The 21,011-nt window shown below is 71.6% G+C and carries 16 protein-coding genes and 1 tRNA gene; 13 read left to right on the forward strand and 4 right to left on the reverse strand.

Annotated features, from left to right (window positions below):
* The first annotated feature begins 239 nt into the window (after positions 1–239).
* From Q9R26_RS10000 to Q9R26_RS10010, 3 genes are all read left to right on the forward strand, one after another.
* Positions 240–1,469: an ABC transporter ATP-binding protein gene (locus Q9R26_RS10000; RefSeq protein ID WP_311227192.1), complete on the forward strand. Its 1,230-nt coding sequence runs from the start codon at positions 240–242 to the stop codon at positions 1,467–1,469.
* Positions 1,445–3,016, forward strand: coding sequence for an ABC transporter permease (locus Q9R26_RS10005; protein ID WP_311227193.1), 1,572 nt, complete (start codon positions 1,445–1,447; stop codon positions 3,014–3,016). The genes Q9R26_RS10000 and Q9R26_RS10005 overlap by 25 nt, the downstream gene beginning before the upstream one ends.
* 101 nt (positions 3,017–3,117) lie before the next feature.
* Positions 3,118–3,378: a DUF3039 domain-containing protein gene (locus Q9R26_RS10010; RefSeq protein WP_099051947.1), complete on the forward strand. Its 261-nt coding sequence runs from the start codon at positions 3,118–3,120 to the stop codon at positions 3,376–3,378.
* 181 nt (positions 3,379–3,559) lie between these two features.
* Here the strand turns inward: Q9R26_RS10010 and Q9R26_RS10015 are convergent, their stop codons facing one another.
* Complete coding sequence (locus Q9R26_RS10015; RefSeq protein WP_311227194.1) at positions 3,560–4,849, reverse strand: nicotinate phosphoribosyltransferase; 1,290 nt, start codon at positions 4,847–4,849, stop codon at positions 3,560–3,562.
* A gap of 173 nt (positions 4,850–5,022) precedes the next feature.
* On the opposite strand from Q9R26_RS10015, the gene murI reads away from it, so the two are divergent.
* Genes murI through rdgB form a run of 3 tightly spaced genes read left to right on the forward strand, consistent with a single transcriptional unit; the run spans position 5,023 to position 7,192 of the window.
* Entirely contained in the window at positions 5,023–5,868 is an 846-nt protein-coding gene (gene murI / locus Q9R26_RS10020; protein WP_027464600.1) for a glutamate racemase, read from the forward strand.
* Positions 5,865–6,602 carry a ribonuclease PH gene (rph, locus tag Q9R26_RS10025; RefSeq protein ID WP_311227195.1) on the forward strand — a complete coding sequence of 246 codons (738 nt, stop codon included), beginning with the start codon at positions 5,865–5,867 and terminating at the stop codon, positions 6,600–6,602. The genes murI and rph overlap by 4 nt, the downstream gene beginning before the upstream one ends.
* Positions 6,599–7,192 carry an RdgB/HAM1 family non-canonical purine NTP pyrophosphatase gene (gene rdgB / locus Q9R26_RS10030; protein WP_027464602.1) on the forward strand — a complete coding sequence of 198 codons (594 nt, stop codon included), beginning with the start codon at positions 6,599–6,601 and terminating at the stop codon, positions 7,190–7,192. Before rph ends, rdgB begins: the two co-directional genes overlap by 4 nt.
* A gap of 94 nt (positions 7,193–7,286) precedes the next feature.
* Here rdgB and Q9R26_RS10035 read toward each other — a convergent pair whose 3' ends face one another.
* From Q9R26_RS10035 to Q9R26_RS10045, 3 genes are all read right to left on the reverse strand, one after another.
* Positions 7,287–7,994, reverse strand: a complete 708-nt coding sequence (locus Q9R26_RS10035; protein ID WP_311227196.1) for a VTT domain-containing protein — start codon at positions 7,992–7,994, stop codon at positions 7,287–7,289.
* A gap of 144 nt (positions 7,995–8,138) precedes the next feature.
* A tRNA-Leu gene (locus tag Q9R26_RS10040) sits at positions 8,139–8,219 on the reverse strand.
* Between the two features lie 166 nt (positions 8,220–8,385).
* Positions 8,386–9,693, reverse strand: a complete 1,308-nt coding sequence (locus tag Q9R26_RS10045; protein WP_182065902.1) for an MFS transporter — start codon at positions 9,691–9,693, stop codon at positions 8,386–8,388.
* 56 nt (positions 9,694–9,749) lie between these two features.
* Between Q9R26_RS10045 and mnmA the strand changes: the two genes are divergently transcribed.
* From mnmA to gatB, 7 genes are all read left to right on the forward strand, one after another.
* Positions 9,750–10,856, forward strand: a complete 1,107-nt coding sequence (gene mnmA, locus Q9R26_RS10050) for a tRNA 2-thiouridine(34) synthase MnmA (RefSeq protein WP_031259645.1) — start codon at positions 9,750–9,752, stop codon at positions 10,854–10,856.
* Positions 10,857–10,922: 66 nt separating this feature from the next.
* Positions 10,923–13,253, forward strand: a complete 2,331-nt coding sequence (gene ligA, locus Q9R26_RS10055; protein ID WP_311227197.1) for an NAD-dependent DNA ligase LigA — start codon at positions 10,923–10,925, stop codon at positions 13,251–13,253.
* A 178-nt stretch (positions 13,254–13,431) separates the two neighbouring features.
* Positions 13,432–14,862: an alpha/beta hydrolase gene (locus Q9R26_RS10060; protein WP_311227198.1), complete on the forward strand. Its 1,431-nt coding sequence runs from the start codon at positions 13,432–13,434 to the stop codon at positions 14,860–14,862.
* A 292-nt stretch (positions 14,863–15,154) separates the two neighbouring features.
* Positions 15,155–17,506, forward strand: coding sequence for a transglycosylase domain-containing protein (locus Q9R26_RS10065; RefSeq protein WP_311227199.1), 2,352 nt, complete (start codon positions 15,155–15,157; stop codon positions 17,504–17,506).
* 138 nt (positions 17,507–17,644) lie between these two features.
* Positions 17,645–17,944, forward strand: a complete 300-nt coding sequence (gene gatC, locus Q9R26_RS10070) for an Asp-tRNA(Asn)/Glu-tRNA(Gln) amidotransferase subunit GatC (RefSeq protein ID WP_182065897.1) — start codon at positions 17,645–17,647, stop codon at positions 17,942–17,944.
* Positions 17,945–17,955: 11 nt separating this feature from the next.
* Positions 17,956–19,503, forward strand: a complete 1,548-nt coding sequence (gene gatA, locus Q9R26_RS10075) for an Asp-tRNA(Asn)/Glu-tRNA(Gln) amidotransferase subunit GatA (RefSeq protein ID WP_182065896.1) — start codon at positions 17,956–17,958, stop codon at positions 19,501–19,503.
* Positions 19,503–21,008: an Asp-tRNA(Asn)/Glu-tRNA(Gln) amidotransferase subunit GatB gene (gatB, locus tag Q9R26_RS10080; protein WP_259580800.1), complete on the forward strand. Its 1,506-nt coding sequence runs from the start codon at positions 19,503–19,505 to the stop codon at positions 21,006–21,008. Before gatA ends, gatB begins: the two co-directional genes overlap by 1 nt.
* Positions 21,009–21,011 lie beyond the last annotated feature (3 nt).

A 21,011-nucleotide genomic window follows, 5' to 3' on the forward strand; every position in this document is an offset into this window, starting at 1 on the left:
CTGCGCTTCCAACGTCCGAGTTGCCCGAGAACCGGTCGCGTCGACGTGGTCGTCGCTGCGAGGAGGCTGCCGGGATCGCCTGCTGGAGCAGGTTTCCAAGTGGTGAACACTCCTTCGTGCCCTGGTGAATGATACGGAAACACCCCCTCGCGGGGTACGGGTCTGCGTGCTTCGTACTCAATTCGTGACCCTGGCCGAGACGGTTCCCGCCGGTCGGAGAGCGTTGGTACGGTGGGTCGATGCCAGCGCGAGCAGAGAACGAGGACGTGTACGCCACGGCCGACGCTGCCTGGATGACCGAGGCGGGGGACGCCGACGACGCGGACACCGCCGCGGCTGCTGAGGACGACGCAGCCGACGACGACACGGGGGACACTGATGCGGACGACGCCGCCACTGATGACGCGATGACCGACGGGACGGCCGTCCGCACCGACGCGACGGCGGGGACCCGCTCCGACGACGCAACGACCGAGACCGGCACCGACGACGCGACGGCCGGAGCGCCACGCCCCGCGAAGGCGCGCAACGGCAAGGGACGCACCAAACGCCCGACGAAGGCCGCCCCGCGGACCGACGCCGCGCCTCCCGTCCCGTCCGACGCGGACGACGCGATGGACGACGCCGACCGGGCGAACGCCGCAGCCCCGCCTGCCACGAAGAAGCGTGCGCCCCGCACCGCCGCGCCGAAGCAGCCGCAGACGCTCCAGCCCGTCGTGCTCGCGGCGAACGGCCTGGTCAAGCGGTACGGGCAGACCCTGGCCGTCGACGAGGTCGACCTCGAGATCCGGCAGGGCTCCATCTTCGGCGTGGTCGGCCCGAACGGCGCCGGCAAGACGACGACCCTCTCCATGATCACCGGACTGCTGCGCCCCGACGCCGGCTCGGTGACGGTGCTCGACCACGACGTCTGGGCCGACCCGACGGCGGCGAAGCGCAGTCTCGGCGTCCTGCCGGACCGTCTCCGTCTGTTCGACCGGCTGACCGGTGCGCAGCTCCTGTACTACTCGGCCACGCTCCGCGGGCTCGACGGGGCCACCGCCCGGAAGCGCAGCGCCGACCTCGCCGAGGCCTTCGGGCTGGGCGAGGCGCTGGGCCGCCAGGTCGCCGACTACTCCGTCGGCATGGCGAAGAAGATCGCCCTGGCCGCGACCCTGATCCACTCGCCGCGGGTACTCGTGCTCGACGAACCGTTCGAGTCGGTCGACCCGGTGAGTGCAGCGACGATCACGGACATCCTGCGCCGGTACACCCGGGGCGGCGGCACGGTCGTGCTGTCCAGCCACTCGATGGAGCTCGTGCAGCGCACCTGTGACTCGGTCGCCATCATCGTCGGCGGCAAGGTCCTGGCGTCCGGCACCATGGCCCAGGTCCGGGGGCGCAAGAGCCTCGAGGACAAGTTCGTCGAACTCGCCGGCGGTCGTGTCGTCGCGGAGAGCATGGAATGGTTGCACAGCTTCTCCGGCTGAGGGCGGACCTGCTCGCGGGCGAGGTCCGCGGCACCGCCCGCCGGTCCGTCGCCGTCGTGCTCGCCAGCCTCGTCGGACTCCTCGCCGCCGTGTTCGTCGCGTCGCGGACCATCGCCCTCGGTGACGCGGACCCGGACGTCGCGCGTGCGGTCATAGTGCCCGTCGGCACCCTGATCACCTTCGGGTTCACGGTCGTACCGCTCGTCGTCGGCCGGAGCGACCAGCTCGACCCGCGGCGCTTCGCGGTGTTCGGTATCGGGCGCCGTCGCCTGGCGATCGGACTCGTCGTCGCCGGGCTCGTCGGCATCCCGGTGATCGGCGTGGTCGTCGTCGCGGTCGGCCAGGTCGTCGCCTGGGCCCGCGACCCCGGTCTCGGGCTGCTCGCGGTGCTCGGCGGGCTGCTCGGCGTCGCCACGTGCGCGCTCCTCGTCCGCGTCTGCTGCACCGTCGGCTCCCGGCTGATCGGGCCGGACCGCTCCCGCGACGCCGGGTGGCTGGTGGCGCTCGTCATCATCGCGCTCTCGATCCCGACGGTGGCGCTGCTGCTGCGCGTCGACTGGCTCGACCCGCAGGGCGCCGAGATGCAGCGCGTCGCGGACGTCGCCGGGTGGACCCCGTGGGGTGCGGCCTGGGCTGTACCCGCCGAGGTCGCGAGCGGCCACGTCGGCGCCGGTGTCCTGAAGCTCCTCGTCGCGGTCGCCGTCGTCGCGCTCCTCGCCTGGGCGTGGTGGGCGCTCGTCGGCCGGGCGCTCGAGACCGTCGACGACCGTGCCCGCACCCGCCGCTACCAGGGCCTGGGCTGGTTCGACCGGTTCGGTTCGGCGCCGGTGTCGGCCGTCGCCGCCCGGGCGCTCACCTACTGGGTCCGCGACCCGCGGTACCGCACGTCGTACCTGATCATCCTGCTCGTGCCGATCGTCGTCATCCCGCTCGGTGTCGCCGGGGTGCCGTGGCAGTGGACTGCCCTCGTGCCGCTGCCGCTGATGGCCCTGATCGCCGGGTTCCTGCCGCACAACGACGTCTCGTACGACAACACCGCCGTGTGGCTGCACGTCGCCTCCGGTGCGCCCGGGTGGAGCGACCGGCTCGGTCGTGTCGTGCCCGTGCTGGTCGTGGGGGCACCCGCGATCGTCGCCGGGGCCGCGTTGTCCGCCCGGTTGTTCGGAGACTGGGCGGCGTTCCCGCTGCTCATCGGCGTGAGCGCGAGCGCACTGCTGTCCGGCCTCGGGTTGTCGAGCGTCCTGTCCGTGCTCCTGCCCTACCCGACCGTGCGCCCGGGCGACCACCCCTTCCAGCAGCCGCAGGCAGCCGGCGTCACCGCCACGGTCGCGCAGGCGTCCATGGTGATCGGCATCGTGCTCTGCACGGTCCCCGCAGCCTGCCTCGCGGTGCTCGCCGTCGTGCAGGGTCCGGAGCCCTGGTCGGTGCTGACGCTCCTGGTGGGCATCGGGGTCGGTGCCGTCGTGCTCGTGATCGGGGTCTCCGCCGGCGGACGCCTGTTCGACCGCCGCGGCCCCGACCTGCTCGCCGCGGCACAGCGCAACTAGCGGCCCCGAGCACCTGGCGCCTGGCACCAGCGACTCGGCGCCACGATCGCCCGGCGCGGACGAGCGGCGCGCCCGAGGGCGGACCGTCGTACCCTGGACCCATGAGCATGACGGAACCAGGCGGCGGCCTCGACGTGATGGACCGGGAGCTCGAGAAGCTCCTCGAAGACGAAGCGATCGAACCCGGTGACCACGAGCGGTTCTCGCACTACGTGAAGAAGGACAAGATCCTGCAGTCGGCGCTGTCCGGCAAGCCGGTCAAGGCGCTGTGCGGCAAGAAGTGGATCCCGGGTCGCGACCCGGAGAAGTTCCCGGTCTGCCCGGACTGCAAGGCCATCTACGAGAAGATGAAGGCCGAGTAGACGCGACCAGCAGACGGACGGGAGGCCCGTGGCGATGCGGCCACGGGCCTCCCGTCCGTCTGTCGCTTCGTGAGCAGCAGTGGTCGGGTCCGTCACACAGACCCGACCATTGCTGCTCACCAAGCGACACCGCGACACGGACGCGCGTGCGAGTGCGCGTGCGCGTGCGCGCGTGCGAGCGCTAGATCACCAGGGTGGGGATGGCGGGGTCGCCGCGCCCGATGCGCGACGCGTCGGCGGGCAGCTCCGCCTTCGCCCGCTCGTGGTGCGCACGTGCGGCCTCGACGCCCTGCGTGCCGAGGAACGCCGGGTCGACCGCACCGCCGGTGACGACGGGGACCAGCAGCGGCCGCTCGTCCGGACCGACCTGTGCACCCGTGAGCACGATCTCGGCGGTGGCGACGCCGTTGCGGAGTCGTCGGCCCGCCTCCTTCCGGCCGCCGATCGACGCCTTGTCCGCCGACTTCTTGGCGACGGGGACCCAGTCGCCGCCGTCCGCGTCCCGGTGCGCGACGAGCTTGAACACCATGCCGGCGGCCGGGTGCCCGGAGCCGGAGACGACCGAGGTGCCGACGCCGTACGAGTCGACCGGTGCGGCTCGGAGTGCGGCGATCGTGTACTCGTCGAGGTCGTTCGTCACCGTGATCTTCGTGCCCGTCGCGCCGAGGCGGTCGAGCTGCGCACGCACGGCGGCGACGACGGACGGCAGGTCGCCGCTGTCGATCCGGACGCCGCCGAGCTCGCCGTCGGTGAGCCGGACGGCCGTCTCGACCGCGGACTCGATGTCGTAGGTGTCGACGAGCAGGGTCGTGCCGCTGCCGAGCGCGTCGAGCTGCGACCGGAACGCCTGCTCCTCGGAGTCGTGCAGCAGCGTGAAGGCGTGCGCGGCGGTGCCCATCGTCGGGATGCCCCAGGTACGGCCGGCCTCGAGGTTGCTCGTCGCACCGAAGCCGGCGATGTACGCGGCACGCGCGGCGGCGACGGCGTTCCACTCGCCGGTGCGGCGGGAGCCCATCTCGGCGAGCGGGCGGCCGTCGGCGGCGGACACCATGCGGGCGGCGGCGCTCGCGATGGCGCTGTCGGCGTTGAAGATGCTGAGCGCGAGGGTCTCGAGCACGACGGCCTCGGCGAAGGTGCCCTCGATCTGCAGGATGGGGGAGTTCGGGAAGTAGACCTCGCCCTCGCGGTAGGCGCGGACGTCCCCGCTGAACCGGTAGTCGGCGAGCCAGGCTGCGGTGCCGGCGTCGATGACCCCGCGGTCGCGCAGGAACCCGATCTCCTCGTCGCCGAAGCGGAAGTCGGCGAGGGCGGTGAGGAACCGACCGAGTCCGGCGGCGACGCCGTACCTGCGGCCGTCCGGGAGCCGTCGGGCGAACACCTCGAAGACGCATCGGCGATCGGCGGTCCCGTCCTTGAGGGCGGCGTCGACCATGGTGAGTTCGTACTGGTCGGTGAGGAGCGCGGTGGTCACCTCTCCGACACTAGTGACGTGACCCTCTGGGGGCCCACCACCAGTTCCGCCGCGACGTGTCAGCGGCGGGCCGGCCGTGCCGGTGGGGAGGCCCGGATCACCCCGTGCGCCCGGCCTGCGTGGCGCGCGTGGTCGCGTCGGTGCTGGTCGGCGGGCGTCGGTACGCTGGTGCCGTGACGGATGCACCGATCGGAGTCTTCGACAGCGGGGTCGGCGGCCTCACCGTGGCCCGTGCCATCATCGACCAGCTCCCGCGCGAGAGCATCCGGTACGTCGGCGACACCGTGCACTCGCCCTACGGCCCGAAGCCCATCGCCGACGTCCGCCGCTACGCGCTCGAGGTCATGGACGACCTGGTCGAGCAGGGTGTGAAGGCCCTGGTGATCGCGTGCAACACCGCCTCGTCCGCCGTGCTCCGTGACGCCCGCGAACGGTACGAGCAGGCGTACGGCATCCCCGTGGTCGAGGTCATCCAGCCCGCGGCCCGAGCAGCCGTCAAGCAGACCCGCACGGGCCGCATCGGCGTCATCGGCACCGTCGGCACCATCGCGTCGCGCGCCTACGAGGACGCCTTCGCGGTCGCCGCCGACGTCACGCTGACCACCGCCGCGTGCCCCCGGTTCGTCGAGTTCGTCGAGGCGGGCGACACCTCGTCGCCGTCGCTGCGCGAGATCGCGGCCGGCTACCTCGACCCGATCCGTGCCGCCGACGTCGACACCCTCGTGCTCGGCTGCACCCACTACCCGCTCATGTCCGCCGCGATCCAGTTCGTCATGGGTCCGGAGGTCACGCTCGTCTCCAGCGCCGAGGAGACCGCGAACGACGTCTACCGCCGGCTCGTGGAGCACGGGCTCGAGCGAACCGCGACCACCGCCCCGACGTACTCGTTCGAGGCGACGGGCGACGACAAGAACGGCTTCATCCGGCTCGCCCGGCGCTTCCTCGGCCCCGAGGTCTCGAGCGTCGGCCACCTCCAGACGGGGGCCATCACGCTGCCCCGCACCGAAAGGACCCCATGACCGACAACCTCCGCGTCGACGGCCGCACCGCCACCGACCACCGTCCCGTCACCATCGAGCGGGGGTGGAGCACGCAGGCCGAGGGCAGCGCGCTCATCTCCTTCGGCGACACCAGGGTGCTCTGCACCGCGTCGTTCACCAACGGCGTGCCCCGCTGGCTCGCCGGCAAGGGCACCGGCTGGGTCACCGCCGAGTACTCGATGCTGCCGCGGTCGACCAACGAGCGCATGCAGCGCGAGTCCATCAAGGGCAAGGTCGGCGGTCGCACCCACGAGATCTCCCGCCTGATCGGGCGTTCGCTCCGCGCCGTCGTCGACACGAAGGCCCTGGGCGAGAACACCCTCGTCATCGACTGCGACGTGCTGCAGGCCGACGGCGGCACCCGTACGGCGTCGATCACCGGTGCGTACGTGGCGATGGCCGACGCGATCGAGTGGGGCCGCGCCAAGGGCTTCATCGCGAAGAAGGCCACCCCGCTCACCGACAGCGTGCAGGCGATCTCGGTCGGCATCGTCAAGGGGGAGCCGATGCTCGACCTGGCCTACACCGAGGACTCGGCTGCCGACACCGACATGAACATCGTCACCACGGGGTCGGGCAAGTTCATCGAGGTGCAGGGCACCGCCGAGCACGCGCCGTTCGACCGCGACGAGCTGAACGTGCTGCTCGACCTGGGCCTGGCCGGCAACGAGTCGCTCGCGGCGATCCAGCGCTCGGTCCTGGGTCTGGCGTGACGTCCCGCGAGGTGGTCCTGGCCACCCACAACCAGGGCAAGGTCGTCGAGCTGCGCGAGATCCTCGGGTCGGCGTTGGGCGAGGGGGTCGAACTCGTCGGGTACGACGGCCCCGAGCCCGTCGAGGACGGCGACAGCTACGCCGCGAACGCCCTGATCAAGGCTCGTGCCGCCGTCGCGCACACCGGGCTGCCGGCGCTCGCCGACGACTCCGGGATCGCGGTCGACGCCCTCGGGGGCGCACCGGGCATCCACTCGGCCCGGTACGCCGGGACCCGCTCGGACGCCGACAACATCGCGCTGCTGCTCACGAACCTGCAGGGTGTCGTGGAGCGCACCGCCGCGTTCGTGTGCGCTGCCGCCTTCGTGACGCCCGACGGTCAGGAACACGTCGTCGAGGCGGTCTGGAACGGCGAGGTGCTGACCGAGCCCGTCGGTGACGGCGGCCACGGCTACGACCCGGTGTTCCGACCGGACGACGCCGACCGCTCGTCGGCGGAGCTCACCCGCGACGAGAAGAACGCCCTGTCGCACCGCAGCAAGGCGTTCCGGGGCATCGCGCCGATCGTGCGGGAGCACTTCGGCGTCTGAGTTCCAACGCTCGTGTCGTTCCGTACGACGGAGTCGCCCCGGACCACGTGATCACGTGGTCCGGGGCGACTCCGGTCGTACGCCGGTGCTGCGGCTAGAGCGTCGGGTCGGCCGTCGGGGCGGTGGTGGCCTCGGCCTCGTTCGCGCGCTTCGCCTTGCGGGCGTTGCGCAGGTACGTCAGCGCCATCGGCACCACGGTCACGACGACCGCGGCGAGCAGGATGATGTCGATGTACTCGCGGACGATGTGCGCCACGAAGGGGATGTGCCCGATGAAGTACCCGAGGAACGTCACGCCGACGCCCCAGACCACGGCGCCGATCGCGTTGTAGAGCGAGTACTTCCTGTAGTCCATCCGGCCGACGCCCGCAGCGATCGGGGCGAAGGTGCGGACGACCGGCACGAAGCGCGCCAGGATCACGGCCAGGGGGCCGAAGCGGTGGAAGAACGCGTTGGTGCGCTCGACGTTCGCCCTCGAGAAGAGCCCGCTGTCCTTCCGCTCGAAGATCGGGGGCCCGGCCTTCTTGCCGATGTAGTACCCGAGCTCGCCGCCGAGGAACGCGGCGGCACCGATCATCAGCGCCGCGACCCAGATCGGGATGCCGCCGATCTCGCCGCCGCGGTCGAAGGCGAACAGGCCGGTGATGACCAGCAGGCTGTCGCCCGGGAAGATGAAGCCGATGAGCAGACCGGTCTCGGCGAACACGATCGCGCACACCACGAGCACGGCGATGGCCCCGAAGTGGTCGAGGATGTACTGCGGATCGAGCCACGGGATCAGGGCGAGTGCGACGGAGTGCATGGTTCTTCCGGTCGTGGAGCGGGAGTCACGGGGAGGACTCCCGCGGGATGAGGGTACCGCCCGGAAGTGACCGGGCCATCCCTCGCAGGGTTGACCTGCTCGAGGCGTGCGGATGACCGCAACGGTGCGCCAGGAGGGACTCGGTGCGGAAGGAGGGACTCGAACCCTCACGCCTGGGGCACAGGAACCTAAATCCTGCGTGTCTACCGATTCCACCACTCCCGCGAGCAGCGGCAGTCTACCGAGCGCGGGGTGCGCGGCGGACGTGCGCCGGGCCTCCAGGCCGTGGGACACACCGTGCGCGCTCCGCGACCCGGTGCGAGGAACCGGACGTGGTGCGGGGCGGGCCGAGTGCCACCGAGTACGGAACCTCGCACGGGACGACAGCGCGTCAGCGCAGCGGGCGCGGCAGGTACCGGGGCACGTACCGGAGCAGGATGCCCGCGCCGACCAGGCCGAGCACGCCCATCACCCCGCTCGCGACGGCGATGGACGCGACGGCGGTCACGCCGGAGATGAGGAGCGGCGCCGCCGCCGACCCGAAGTCGCCGGTGAACCGCCAGGCCCCCAGGAACGGCGCCGGGGCGTCGCGGGGTGCGAGGTCCGCGCCGAGCGTCATGAGGATGCCGGAGCCGACCCCGTTCGCCAGCGACATGCCCATCGCGATCGCGACGAACCAGCCGACCCGGGCGTCCAGGTGGCCGCTCCAGGCGAGCAGGAAGTAGCTGATGCTCAGGCCGAGCATGCAGGGCAGCGCGCTCGCGAGCCGTCCCCACCGGTCCATGATCTGCCCGCTCGTGTAGAAGAGCGCGAAGTCGACGGCTCCGGCGATGCCGATCACGAGTGCTGCGGTCGAGTCGTCGAGGCCGACGCTCACCGCCCAGAGCGGCAGGATCACCTGCCGTCCGGCGCGCATCGCGCCGATCAGGCCGGCGCCGCTGCCGAGCCGGAGCAGGACCGCCCCGTTCGCGCGGATGGTGCGGAAGAGCCCCTGCGCCTCCTGCTGGACGAACTGCGCGCCGGTGTCGGCGGGCGGTTCGGTCGCGTGGCCGCTCGCGTCCGTCGCCTGGTCGGCCGACGGCCGGGAGGCCCGTGGCGGCAACCGCAGGCCGCGTGTGCCCGTCGCGGGGTCGCGCAGCACCAGGAGCACGGTTGCGGCCGCCAGGCAGCAGACGACGTGGATCCAGAAGGCACTGCCGGTGGTCCCGGTCAGGTGGATGACGCCGGCGGCGATGAACGGGCCGACGAAGTAGCCGAAGCGGAAGACACCGCCCAGGCTCGACAGCGCCCTGGCCCGGATCCGCAGGGGGATCGCGGTGGTCATGTAGGCGTGCCGGGCGAGCGCGAACACCGCGGTGGAGACGCCGACCAGGAACACCCCGAGAGCCAGGACCCAGGCGTTCGCGGCCGTCGTGGCGACGACGAGCCCGACCACCGACACGAGCGCGGCGCCGATCATCGCGTTCCGCTCGCCGATGCGGGCGACGACGATGCCGGACGGCACGTCGCCGATGAGCTCCCCGACCAGGATCAGCGAGGCGACGAAGCCCGCGAACGCCAGACTGGCGCCGAGGGAGTCGGCCGCGATCGGGATGATCGGGATGATCGCGCCCTCGCCGATCGCGAAGAGCGCGGCGGGCAGGAACCCGGACAGCAGGACGGACCGGAAGTCGAATGAGTCGTTCCCCGTCGTGGCCATCGCCCGACCAACGGTACGCCAGCGGTACCGCTTCGTCGGCGGGTTACCCTGGACGCATGCGTGTTCTTGCGGCGATGAGCGGTGGTGTCGACTCGGCGGTGGCCGCAGCCCGGGCGGTCGACGCCGGCCACGACGTGGTGGGCGTGCACCTGGCCCTGAGCCGGATGCCCGGCACCCTGCGCACCGGCAGCCGCGGGTGCTGCACCATCGAGGACTCGATGGACGCGCAGCGCGCGGCGTCGGCCCTCGGGATCCCGTACTACGTGTGGGACTTCTCGGCCCGGTTCAAGGAGGACGTCGTCGACGACTTCGTGGCCGAGTACCAGGCCGGCCGCACCCCGAACCCCTGCATGCGCTGCAACGAGCGGATCAAGTTCGCGGCGCTGCTCGAGAAGGCACTCGCGCTGGGGTTCGACGCCGTCGCGACCGGGCACTACGCCTCGATCGTCACCGGTCCGGACGGCTCCCGCGAGCTGCACCGGTCGGCCGCGTGGGCGAAGGACCAGTCGTACGTGCTCGGGGTCCTGACCGCCGAGCAGCTGCAGCACGCGATGTTCCCGCTCGGTGCGACCCCGTCGAAGGACGAGGTCCGGGCCGAGGCCGCCGAGCGCGGGCTGACGGTCGCCCAGAAGCCGGACTCGTACGACATCTGCTTCATCCCGGACGGCGACACCCGCGGCTGGCTGGCGGACCGCGTCGGCACCGCCCCCGGCGAGGTCGTCGAGCGCGACGGCACGGTCGTCGGATCGCACGAGGGCGCGACCGGCTACACCGTCGGGCAGCGCCGCGGCCTGGCCCTCGGGCGCCCGGCACCGGACGGGAAGCCCCGGTTCGTGCTCGAGATCCGCCCGAAGGACAACACCGTCGTCGTCGGCCCGAAGGAGGCCCTCGCCGTCACCTCGATGTCCGGGTCGCGGTTCACCTGGGCGGGCACGGCACCGGCCGACCCCGCGACGCCGTTCGCCTGCGACGTGCAGATCCGCGCGCACGCCGACCCGGTGCCCGCGACGGCCCGCGTGCAGGACGACGTGCTCGTGATCGACGTCGACGAGCCGCTGCACGGGGTCGCTCCCGGGCAGACAGCCGTGGTCTACGTCGGCACGCGGGTGCTCGGCCAGTGCACGATCGACACCACGGTCAGCGCCGTCCCCGTCGACGCCTGACCCCGCCGCTCCCGGGGCACACGCTCGCTGCACGCTGCGTCGGTGGTGCACGGTAGAACTGATGCCATGAGCGAGACCGACGCGACGTTCGAGACAATCGACCCCGACGGGCTCGACGCCGCCCAGGCCGCGCGCGAGGTCGACCGGTTGCGCGCCCGCGTCAACGAGCTGCGCCACGACTACTACGAGGGCAACGCCTCGCCCCTGTCGGACGCCGACTACGACGCCCTGGTGCACCGCCTCGACGCGATCGAACGGCGCTTCCCGGAACTCCTGACGCCCGACAGCCCGACGCAGACGGTGGGCGGGAAGGCGCAGACGACGCAGTTCGCGCCGGTCGAGCACGCCGAGCGCATGCTCTCGCTCGACAACGTCTTCAGCCCCGACGAGCTCACCGAGTGGGCGGGCAAGGTGCAGCGGGACGCCGGTGACGAGCGGGTGCGGTTCCTGACCGAGCTGAAGATCGACGGCCTGGCGATCAACCTGCGGTACGAGCACGGTCGGCTCGTCTCCGCCGCCACCCGTGGCGACGGCGTGGTCGGCGAGGACGTCACCGGCAACGTCCGCACGATGGGCACGATCCCGGACCGCCTGTCGGGCAGCGGCCACCCGCCCCTGGTCGAGGTCCGGGGCGAGATCTTCTTCCCGGTCGCCGAGTTCGACGAGCTCAACGCGAACCAGCGCGAGGCGGGGGAGCGCGTGTTCGCCAACCCGCGCAACGCCGCCGCCGGGTCCCTCCGCCAGAAGGAAGAGGGCAAGTCCGAGGCGAAGCGGGCACTGATGGTCGACCGGCTCCGGCGTCTGCGGATGCTCGTGCACGGCATCGGCGCCTGGCCCGTCCGTGAACTCGAGCAGGGCACCGACGTCCGCAGCCAGTCCGAGGTGTACGAGCTGCTGCAGACCTGGGGACTCCCGACGAGCAGCCACTACCGGGTGTTCGACACCATCGACGAGGTCAACGGCTTCGTCCGGACCACGGGGGAGCGCCGTTCGTCCGTCGAGCACCAGATCGACGGCGTCGTCGTGAAGGTCGACGACCTCGCCCTGCACGAGGAGCTCGGGTCGACGTCGCGGGCGCCGCGGTGGGCGATCGCCTACAAGTACCCGCCGGAAGAGGTGCACACGACGCTCACCGACATCGTGGTCAGCGTCGGGCGCACCGGCCGTGCCACCCCCTTCGCGGTGATGGCCCCGGCCGAGGTCGCCGGGTCCGTCGTCCGCCAGGCCACACTGCACAACCAGCAGGTCGTCAAGGCGAAGGGCGTGCTCATCGGTGACACCGTCGTGCTGCGGAAGGCCGGCGACGTCATCCCCGAGGTGCTCGGCCCGGTGGTCGAGCTCCGCGACGGCTCCGAACGCGAGTTCGTGATGCCGACGAACTGCCCGGAGTGCGGCACCGAGCTCGCCCCCGCGAAGGAAGGCGACATCGACCTGCGCTGCCCGAACGCGAAGAGCTGCCCGGCGCAGGTGCGCGGTCGGGTCGAGCACATCGCCTCGCGCGGGTCGCTCGACATCGAGGGGCTCGGCGAGGTCGCGGCCGCGGCGCTCACGCAGCCGCTCCGCCCGGAGACCCCGCCGCTCGTCACCGAGGCCGGACTGTTCGACCTGACGATGCAGGACATCGTCCCGATCGAGGTCATCGTCCGCGACGCCGAGACCGGCATGGAGAAGGTCGACGACGACGGCACCCCGAAGCGCGTCACGCCGTTCAGTCGGGCGCGCAAGAAGACCGACCCCCCGTTCGACCCCGAGGCACGGGGCACCGACTACACCGGTGAGCCGAGCCGCTACCCGTCGAAGAACGCGTTCGAGATGCTCGCCAACATCGACGCCGCGAAGACGAAGCCCCTGTGGCGGATCCTGGTCGGTCTGAGCATCCGCCACGTCGGACCCGTCGCCGCCCGAGCCCTCGCGAACCACTTCGGCTCCCTCGACGCCATCCGGTCGGCATCGCGCGAAGAACTCGCCGCCGTCGACGGGGTCGGCGGGATCATCGCCGACGCCCTGCTCGCCTGGTTCGACGTCGACTGGCACCGCGAGATCATCGACCGCTGGACCACGGCCGGCGTGCAGTTCACCACCCCGGGCCACCCCGGCCCGGGAAGTGCCGACGTCGAGGGCGGCGTGCTGAGCGGCGTCACCGTCGTCGCGACCGGGTCGCTCGAGGGCTACACGCGCGAAGGTGCACTGGAGGCGATCATCACCGCGGGCGGCAAGGCGGCCTCGAGCGTGAGCAAGAAGACCGACTTCGTGGCGGCCGGTCCGGGTGCCGGTTCGAAGCTCACGAAGGCCGAGCAGCTGGGCGTCCGGATCATCGACGCCGAGCAGTTCCACCTGCTCGTGACCGAGGGACCGGCAGCGCTCGCCGAACCGGAAGCGCCGACGACCGAGGACTAGCGGGGCGCGCAGCATGCCCGGTCGCATCCGCTGAGCGCGGCGCGCCGTCGAACGCGCCCAGTTCGGGGGACAAGTTGCATCGCGCATGGATGATCCGTGGACATCTCCATAGACTCGACCGAGCATCACCCGTCGTCTGCAGGGGGACGGCGGGACGGCCTTCCCGGGGGAGACCCGAATGCTGCTCATCGCTGCGGCTCTGCTCACCGCCTCGGTGCACTCGCTCGGAGTGATCGAGGCCCCAGGCATGCCCCCGGCGCACCAGGTCACGGTCGCCAGCACCGCCACGACCCGCATCATCCCGGCCGACGACCGGCTCTCGTCGGCGTCGGCGTCGGCGTCCGTGTCAGCGTCCGTGTCAGCGCCCGTGGCGATGCCGGTGGTGGCAGCGGTGTCGTCCACGACAGCGGTGGGGGTCGACGACCTCGCCGCCGCACACGGGCGCGCGTTCGTCGAGGACCTCGGCGCGCTCGGCGCCGCAGACCTGCGGAGCGCGGCCACCGACCGCCGTGTCGTGGCGACGGTGCAGGACGATCCGCCGCCCGCGCAGACCGTCGCGCAGTGGTGGTCGCACCTGCCCGCCGACGAGCAGGACCGACTCCTCGTGCACGCGCCCGCCCTGGTCGGGAACCTCGAGGGCGTGCCGTACGCCGTCCGCGACCAGGCCAACCGGGCGACGCTGACGTCCGGCCTCGCCGACGCCCAGGTGGGTGCAGCCCGGGCCGCGATGCTCGGGCAGGTCCGGGACTCCCTGGTGCAGGAACCGGGCGACCCGCGGCGCTTCCTGGTGGCACTCGACACTCGGGGCTCCGGGCGTGCGGCGATCAGCATCGGCGACCTCGACACCGCAGCCGACGTCACCGTCGTGGTGCCGGGCATGTTCTTCACGGTCACCGGGCAGATGACCGACTTCACGAACACCGCCAACGACCTGTCCCGCGAGCAGGCCACCCTGGCCCCACTCGCCGCGACCGGCAACGGGTCGGGTGTCGCCGTCGTCGCGTGGATGGGGTACCGGACGCCGGACCTGTCGAACATCCTGTCACTCGGGCTCGCACGGACCGGGGCGGAGCGGCTCGAACGGACCGTCGCGGGCCTGCGCGCGATCCGCGCCGGCGATCAACCGCGGGTGAACATCGTCGCGCACTCGTACGGTTCGACCACGGCGATGACGGCCCTGGCGTCCGGCCGGATGACGGCCGACACCCTGACCGTGCTCGGGTCGCCGGGCAGCGACGTCCGGACGGCGGCCGACCTCGCCGTCGCCACCGGGCAGGTCTTCGTCGGCGGCGCGCACAGCGACCCCATCGCGGGCTCCGGGTACTTCGGCACCGACCCGGGTGGGGCGTCGTTCGGGTCGACCGTGCTCGACCTGGCCGGCGGCGCCGACGCGCTGTCGGCCGGTGACGTGTTCCGGCGACCCGTGGGGCACAACGACTACCTCAAGCCGGGCACGGCATCGCTGCACGACGTCGCCCTGATCGGCATCGGTCGCGGTGACCTGGTGCGCGAGCAGGTCCGACGCGGGAGGTCGGGTGGCGACGGCATCGTCGGCGCTTCGCCGGACATGTACCTCGTGCGTCCGCAGGACCTGCAGCCCCGTGACTGACCGCCCGTGACGGACCGGGATCCACCCGACCGCCCGATGACCGACCGGGATCCACCCGACCGCCCGATGACCGACCGGGTGGACCCGCCGGTCGAGGCGACGCGGTGGGCGTGACCCGATCGTGACCGGCGGCCGACGTGCGGGAGGCATGGCGGGCCTCCCGGCCGGATCGGTGCACCCGTGCGGATCGCGACGCGTCCTCGGAGCGGGCTGGGTGGCAACCTGAACGCGACCGCAGCCTGCACTCGTTCCGGGGCAGAACCAGTACAGCCCTGCTGCCTACGGTGCCGTCATGCGTGTGGTGCGATGGCCTGGTGCTCTCCTGATGTTCGTGGTGATGTCCGTGCTCGCGGGCATGCTCGTCGCCGTCGCGGTGACGCCGGCGGTCGCCGTCGCGGGAGAGGGGACGTCCGGGGCGGTCTCGTTCTTCGAGGACCTGCCGACCTACCTCGACGTGCAGACCCCGCAGCAGGTGTCGTCCGTGTACGCGGAGCAGGGCGGGAAGCAGGTCAAGATCGCCTCGTTCTACGCCGAGAACCGCACGAACGTGACGGCGGACCAGATGGCGGACTCGCTCAAGCAGGCGGCGATCGACACCGAGGACCCGCGCTACTACGACGAGGGCGGCATCGACGTGCTCGGGACGCTCCGGGGCGTCGCCGCGACCGTCGTCGGCGGGGACGTGCAGGGCGGCTCGAGCATCACGCAGCAGTACGTCAAGAACGTCCTGGTGCAGCAGTGCGAGGAGCTCACCGGCAAGGACCAGGCCGCCACCGAGAAGAAGGTCGAGGCCTGCTACCAGGACGCGGCCGGCGTCACGCCGCAGCGCAAGCTGCAGGAGATGCGGTACGCGATCGCGGTGAACAAGAAGTACTCGAAGGACGAGATCCTGACCGGGTACCTCAACATCGTCGGGCTCGGCGGGCGGGTCTACGGTGCCGAGGCCGGGGCTGAGTACTACTTCGGCGTGCACGCGAAGGACCTGTCGCTCGTGCAGTCGGCCACGCTCGTCGCGATCCTCAACAACCCGTCGAACCTGCGCATCGACGTGCCGAGCGACAAGGACAACGGCAAGGCCAACGGGTACGCGCTGACGAAGGAACGCCGCGACTACGTGCTCCGCCGGATGCAGGCGCACGGGTCGATCACGAAGGCACAGATGACGAAGGCGATCGCGACGCCGGTCACGCCGAAGATCACCGAGACCGCCAACGGGTGCTCGACTGCCGCGACGAACCACGACGCGGGCTACTTCTGCGACTACGTCCGCGACCAGGTGCTGCAAGACCCCGCCTTCGGCAAGACCGCGGCGGCACGCATCGCCACGCTCGACACCAAGGGCCTGCAGATCCACACCTCGCTCGACCTCGACCTGCAGGGCCAGGCCCAGTCCGCGCTGTCCACCTACGTACCGTCCACGATGGCCGGCGTCGACGTCGGCGGCTCGAACGTCACCGTGGAACCCGGGACCGGCCGGATCATGTCGATGGTCCAGAACACCACGTACACGCAGGGTGACAACGCCGCGGCCGGCGCCACCGCGGTGAACTACAGCGCCGACTCCGGGTACGGCAACTCGGGTGGGTTCCAGACCGGCTCGACCTACAAGGTGTTCACCCTGGCCGAGTGGCTCGCCAGCGGACACACCCTGTCCGACTCGGTCACCACCTCGGAGCACCAGTTCCAGAACGCCGAGTTCACCAACAGCTGCCAGAACGTCGCGGGCGGCACCTGGAACGTCGCGAACGCCGAGAGCGTGCCGTCGTCGATGTCGGTCGAGGCGGCGACGGTCGAGTCGATCAACACCGCCTACGCCCAGATGGGCAAGCAGCTCGACCTGTGCAAGATCGCCCAGCTCGCGCAGTCGATGGGCATCCACCGCGCCGACGGCGGCGACCTGACGCAGACGCCGTCCTCGATCCTCGGCGTGAACGAGCTGTCGCCGATCGACCTGGCCGAGGCCTACGCGGGCTTCGCCAACGGTGGCGTCGTGTGCACGCCCACCGCGATCGACTCGGTGACCGAGGCGGACGGCACGAAGATCACGCCGACGCCGTCGTCCTGCACGCAGGGTGTCTCGGCGGACGTCGCGGGCACCGTCGACTACGCGCTGCAGGGCGTGCTGTCCGGGTCGGGGACGGCCGCGAGCGCGAACCCCGGGGACAGCGTGCCGAAGTTCGCGAAGACCGGCACCACCGACGGCGACGTGCAGAACTGGCTGGTCGCGTCGTCGACGAAGTACACGAACGCCACCTGGGTCGGCAACGTGCAGGGGAACGTGAGCCTGGCGAACTGGCCGTTCCTGCAGGGCACCACCGGGTACAGCGCGAAGTTCGGGGTCGGGAAGTCGATGATGGCGTACCTGGACCAGACCGTCGGCGGGGGAGCGCTGCCCGCGCCGAGCCAGGCGATGATGGGGCAGGCGAGCAAGTCGTCGTCGTCTTCGTCATCGTCGGGGTCCTCGTCCGCGCAGGGGATGACGCAGGACGCCCAGACGACGCCGACGCCGACGCCGACGCCGACGCAGACGGCTGCGCCAGCCGCTCCGGCTGCACCCGCTGCTCCGGCTGCACCCGCTGCTCCGGCTGCGCCGGCGCCCGCCGCGACGGTGGCTCCGGCTGCGAGGAACCAGAACGGGAAGTGACCCTCTGACCCTCTGGAGGCCCGGTGCCGGTCCGGCGGACCGGCACCGGGCCTCCAGCCCGTCGTCCACAGCCGCGCCTGCGCGCCCGACGCAGCCAATAGACTGTGGGGCATTCCACGAACCGATCGACGGAGCACCATGCCTGACATCACGAGCGAGCAGGTCGCGCACCTGGCGAACCTCGCACGTATCGCACTCACGCCCGACGAGATCGAGAAGCTGACCGGGGAGCTGGCGCACATCGTCGAGAGCGTCGCCAAGGTCGCCGAGGTCGCGACCGACGACGTCCCGGCGACGAGCCACCCCGTGCCGCTCGGCAACGTCACCCGACCCGATGTGGTCGGCACGACGCTGACGCAGGAGCAGGCGCTCTCCGGGGCGCCCGACTCCGACGGCGAACGGTTCCGCGTGACCGCCATCCTCGGCGAAGAACAGTAGGGCGAAGAACAGTGACTGACGACATCACGAAGCTGAGCGCCGCGGCGCTCGCCGACGCCCTCGTGGCGCGCGACGTCTCGAGCGTCGAGGCCACCCAGGCCCACCTCGACCGGATCGCCGCCGTCGACGGCGACGTGCACGCGTTCCTGCACGTCAACCAGAACGCCCTCGCGGTGGCGAAGTCGATCGACTCCCGCCGTGCCGCGGGCGACGACCTCGGGCCCCTCGCCGGTGTGCCGATCGCCGTCAAGGACGTCCTGTGCACGCAGGACATGCCCACGACCGCCGGCTCGAAGATCCTCGAGGGCTGGGTGCCGCCGTACGACGCCACCCCCGTCGCGAAGCTCCGCGCCGCCGGCCTCGTGCCGCTCGGCAAGACCAACATGGACGAGTTCGCGATGGGCTCGACCACCGAGTTCTCGGCCTACGGCCCGACCCGCAACCCGTGGGACCTCGACCGGATCCCCGGCGGATCCGGCGGTGGTTCGGCCGCCGCGGTCGCCGCGCACGAAGCACCCTTCGCCCTCGGCTCGGACACGGGTGGCTCCATCCGTCAGCCCGGTGCCGTGACGGGCACGGTCGGTGTGAAGCCGACGTACGGCGGGGTGAGCCGCTACGGCGCCATCGCCCTGGCGTCCAGCCTCGACCAGATCGGACCGGTGTCCCGCACCGTCCTCGACGCCGCGCTCCTGCACGACGTCATCGGCGGGCACGACCCGAAGGACTCCACGTCCATCCCGGACGCCTGGCCCTCGATGGCCGCCGCCGCACGCGAAGGGCTGCAGGAGGACACACTCCGCGGCCTGCGCGTCGGCGTGGTGCGGGAACTCGCCGGGGGCGACGGGTTCCAGGCCGGGGTCACCCAGCGCTTCCAGGAGACGGTCGCGCTGCTCGAGTCGGCCGGTGCGGTCGTCGTCGAGATCGACGCTCCGTCGTTCGCGTACGCGATCAGCGCGTACTACCTGATCCTCCCGGCCGAGGCATCGTCGAACCTCGCCAAGTTCGACTCGGTGCGCTTCGGCCTCCGGGTCACGCCCGAGAACGGTGCCACCGTCGAGGACGTCATGGCCGCCACGCGTGAAGCCGGTTTCGGACCGGAGGTCAAGCGGCGCATCATCCTCGGCACCTACGCCCTGAGCGCCGGCTACTACGACGCCTACTACGGCTCGGCGCAGAAGGTCCGCACGCTCGTGCAGCGGGACTTCCAGGCCGCCTTCGAGCAGGTCGACCTGCTCGTCAGCCCGTCGGCGCCGACGACCGCGTTCCCGATCGGTGAGCGCATCGACGACCCGCTGGCGATGTACCTCAACGACCTCACGACGATCCCGGCGAACCTCGCCGGCGTCCCCGGGATGAGCATCCCGAACGGCCTCGCGCCCGAGGACGGCCTGCCCGTCGGCGTGCAGCTGATGGCGCCCCAGCGTGAGGACGCGCGGCTGTACCGCTACGGTGCCGCCCTCGAGCGTCTGCTCGAACAGCAGTGGGGCGCGCCGCTCATCGCGTCCGTCCCGGACCTCGACCAGAGTCAGCAGTCCGCTGCGCAGGAAGGTGTGATCTGATGGCGCAGAAGGACGCGCTGATGGACTTCGACGAGGCGCTCGAGCGCTACGAGCCGGTGCTCGGTTTCGAGGTCCACGTCGAACTCGCGACGAAGACCAAGATGTTCTCGGACGCCCCGAACTTCTTCGGCGGCGAGCCCAACACGAACGTCACCCCGGTCGACCTCGGGCTGCCCGGGTCGCTGCCGGTCGTGAACGCACAGGCCGTGCGGTACTCGATCCAGCTCGGGCTCGCGCTCGGCTGCTCGATCGCCGAGTCCTCGCGGTTCGCCCGGAAGAACTACTTCTACCCGGACAACCCGAAGAACTACCAGGTCTCGCAGTACGACGAGCCCATCGCCTACGAGGGCGAGGTCGAGGTCGAGCTCGCCGACGGCACGATCTACAACATCCCGATCGAGCGCGCCCACATGGAAGAGGACGCCGGCAAGCTGACGCACGTCGGCGGTGCCACCGGCCGCATCCAGGGCGCCGAGTACTCGCTCGTCGACTACAACCGTGCCGGTGTGCCCCTGGTCGAGATCGTCACGAAGCCGATCTTCGGCGCCGAACACCGGGCCCCCGAGCTCGGAGCCGCCTACGTGCAGGTCATCCGCGACCTCGTCCGGGCGCTCGGAGTCTCCGAAGCCCGCATGGAGCGCGGCAACCTGCGGTGCGACGCGAACATCTCGCTCCGCCCCCGCGGGCAGGAGAAGCTCGGCACCCGCACCGAGACCAAGAACGTCAACTCGTTCCGCGCCGTCGAGCGTGCGATCCGCTACGAGATCCAGCGCCAGGCAGCGATCCTCGCCGCCGGTGGCACGATCACGCAGGAGACCCGGCACTGGCACGAGGACACCGGCCGCACCTCGGCCGGTCGTCCGAAGTCGGACGCCGACGACTACCGGTACTTCCCGGAGCCCGACCTGCTGCCCGTCGTGCCGGACCCGGCCGTCGTCGCGGAGCTCCGTGCTTCGTTGCCCGAGGCTCCGGTCGCACGTCGCCGTCGTCTGAAGGGCGAGTGGGGCTTCGCCGACCTGGAGTTCCAGGACGTCGTCAACGGCGGCCTGCTCGACGAGGTCGAGGGCACCGTCGCTGCCGGCGCCGCACCACAGGCAGCGCGAAAGTGGTGGACCGGTGAGATCAGCCGCGTCGCCAACGCGCAGGACGCCGCCCCAGGTGACCTGGTGTCGCCCAAGCACGTCGCCGAGGTCATCGCGCTCGTCGAGTCCGGCGACCTGACCGACCGCCTGGCGCGCCAGGTGCTCGAGGGCGTCATCGCCGGCGAGGGCTCGCCGGCGCAGGTCGTCGAGGCCCGCGGGCTCAAGGTCGTCTCGGACGACTCCGCCCTGACCGCAGCGGTCGACGAAGCACTCGCGGCGCAGCCCGACGTGCTGGCGAAGATCCAGGACGGCAAGGTCCAGGCGGCCGGCGCGATCATCGGTGCGGTCATGAAGGCCATGAAGGGCCAGGCCGACGCCGCCCGCGTGCGGGAACTCGTGCTGGAGCGCGCGCAGCAGTCGTAGCAG

It is taken from the genome of Curtobacterium sp. BRB10 (assembly GCF_031844325.1).
Classification (GTDB): Bacteria; Actinomycetota; Actinomycetes; order Actinomycetales; family Microbacteriaceae; genus Curtobacterium; species Curtobacterium poinsettiae_A.

Excerpts from the sequence above, each read along its gene's own strand:
- Q9R26_RS10000 (WP_311227192.1), top strand. The coding sequence starts at position 240 with ATGCCAGCGCGAGCAGAGAACGAGGACGTGTACGCCACGGCCGACGCT.
- Q9R26_RS10010 (WP_099051947.1), top strand. The coding sequence starts at position 3,118 with ATGAGCATGACGGAACCAGGCGGCGGCCTCGACGTGATGGACCGGGAG.
- gatB (WP_259580800.1), top strand. The coding sequence starts at position 19,503 with ATGGCGCAGAAGGACGCGCTGATGGACTTCGACGAGGCGCTCGAGCGC.
- Q9R26_RS10005 (WP_311227193.1), top strand. The coding sequence starts at position 1,445 with ATGGTTGCACAGCTTCTCCGGCTGAGGGCGGACCTGCTCGCGGGCGAG.
- Q9R26_RS10045 (WP_182065902.1), bottom strand. The coding sequence starts at position 9,693 with ATGGCCACGACGGGGAACGACTCATTCGACTTCCGGTCCGTCCTGCTG.
- Q9R26_RS10065 (WP_311227199.1), top strand. The coding sequence starts at position 15,155 with ATGCGTGTGGTGCGATGGCCTGGTGCTCTCCTGATGTTCGTGGTGATG.
- mnmA (WP_031259645.1), top strand. The coding sequence starts at position 9,750 with ATGCGTGTTCTTGCGGCGATGAGCGGTGGTGTCGACTCGGCGGTGGCC.
- gatC (WP_182065897.1), top strand. The coding sequence starts at position 17,645 with ATGCCTGACATCACGAGCGAGCAGGTCGCGCACCTGGCGAACCTCGCA.
- ligA (WP_311227197.1), top strand. The coding sequence starts at position 10,923 with ATGAGCGAGACCGACGCGACGTTCGAGACAATCGACCCCGACGGGCTC.
- rph (WP_311227195.1), top strand. The coding sequence starts at position 5,865 with ATGACCGACAACCTCCGCGTCGACGGCCGCACCGCCACCGACCACCGT.
- Q9R26_RS10035 (WP_311227196.1), bottom strand. The coding sequence starts at position 7,994 with ATGCACTCCGTCGCACTCGCCCTGATCCCGTGGCTCGATCCGCAGTAC.
- Q9R26_RS10060 (WP_311227198.1), top strand. The coding sequence starts at position 13,432 with ATGCTGCTCATCGCTGCGGCTCTGCTCACCGCCTCGGTGCACTCGCTC.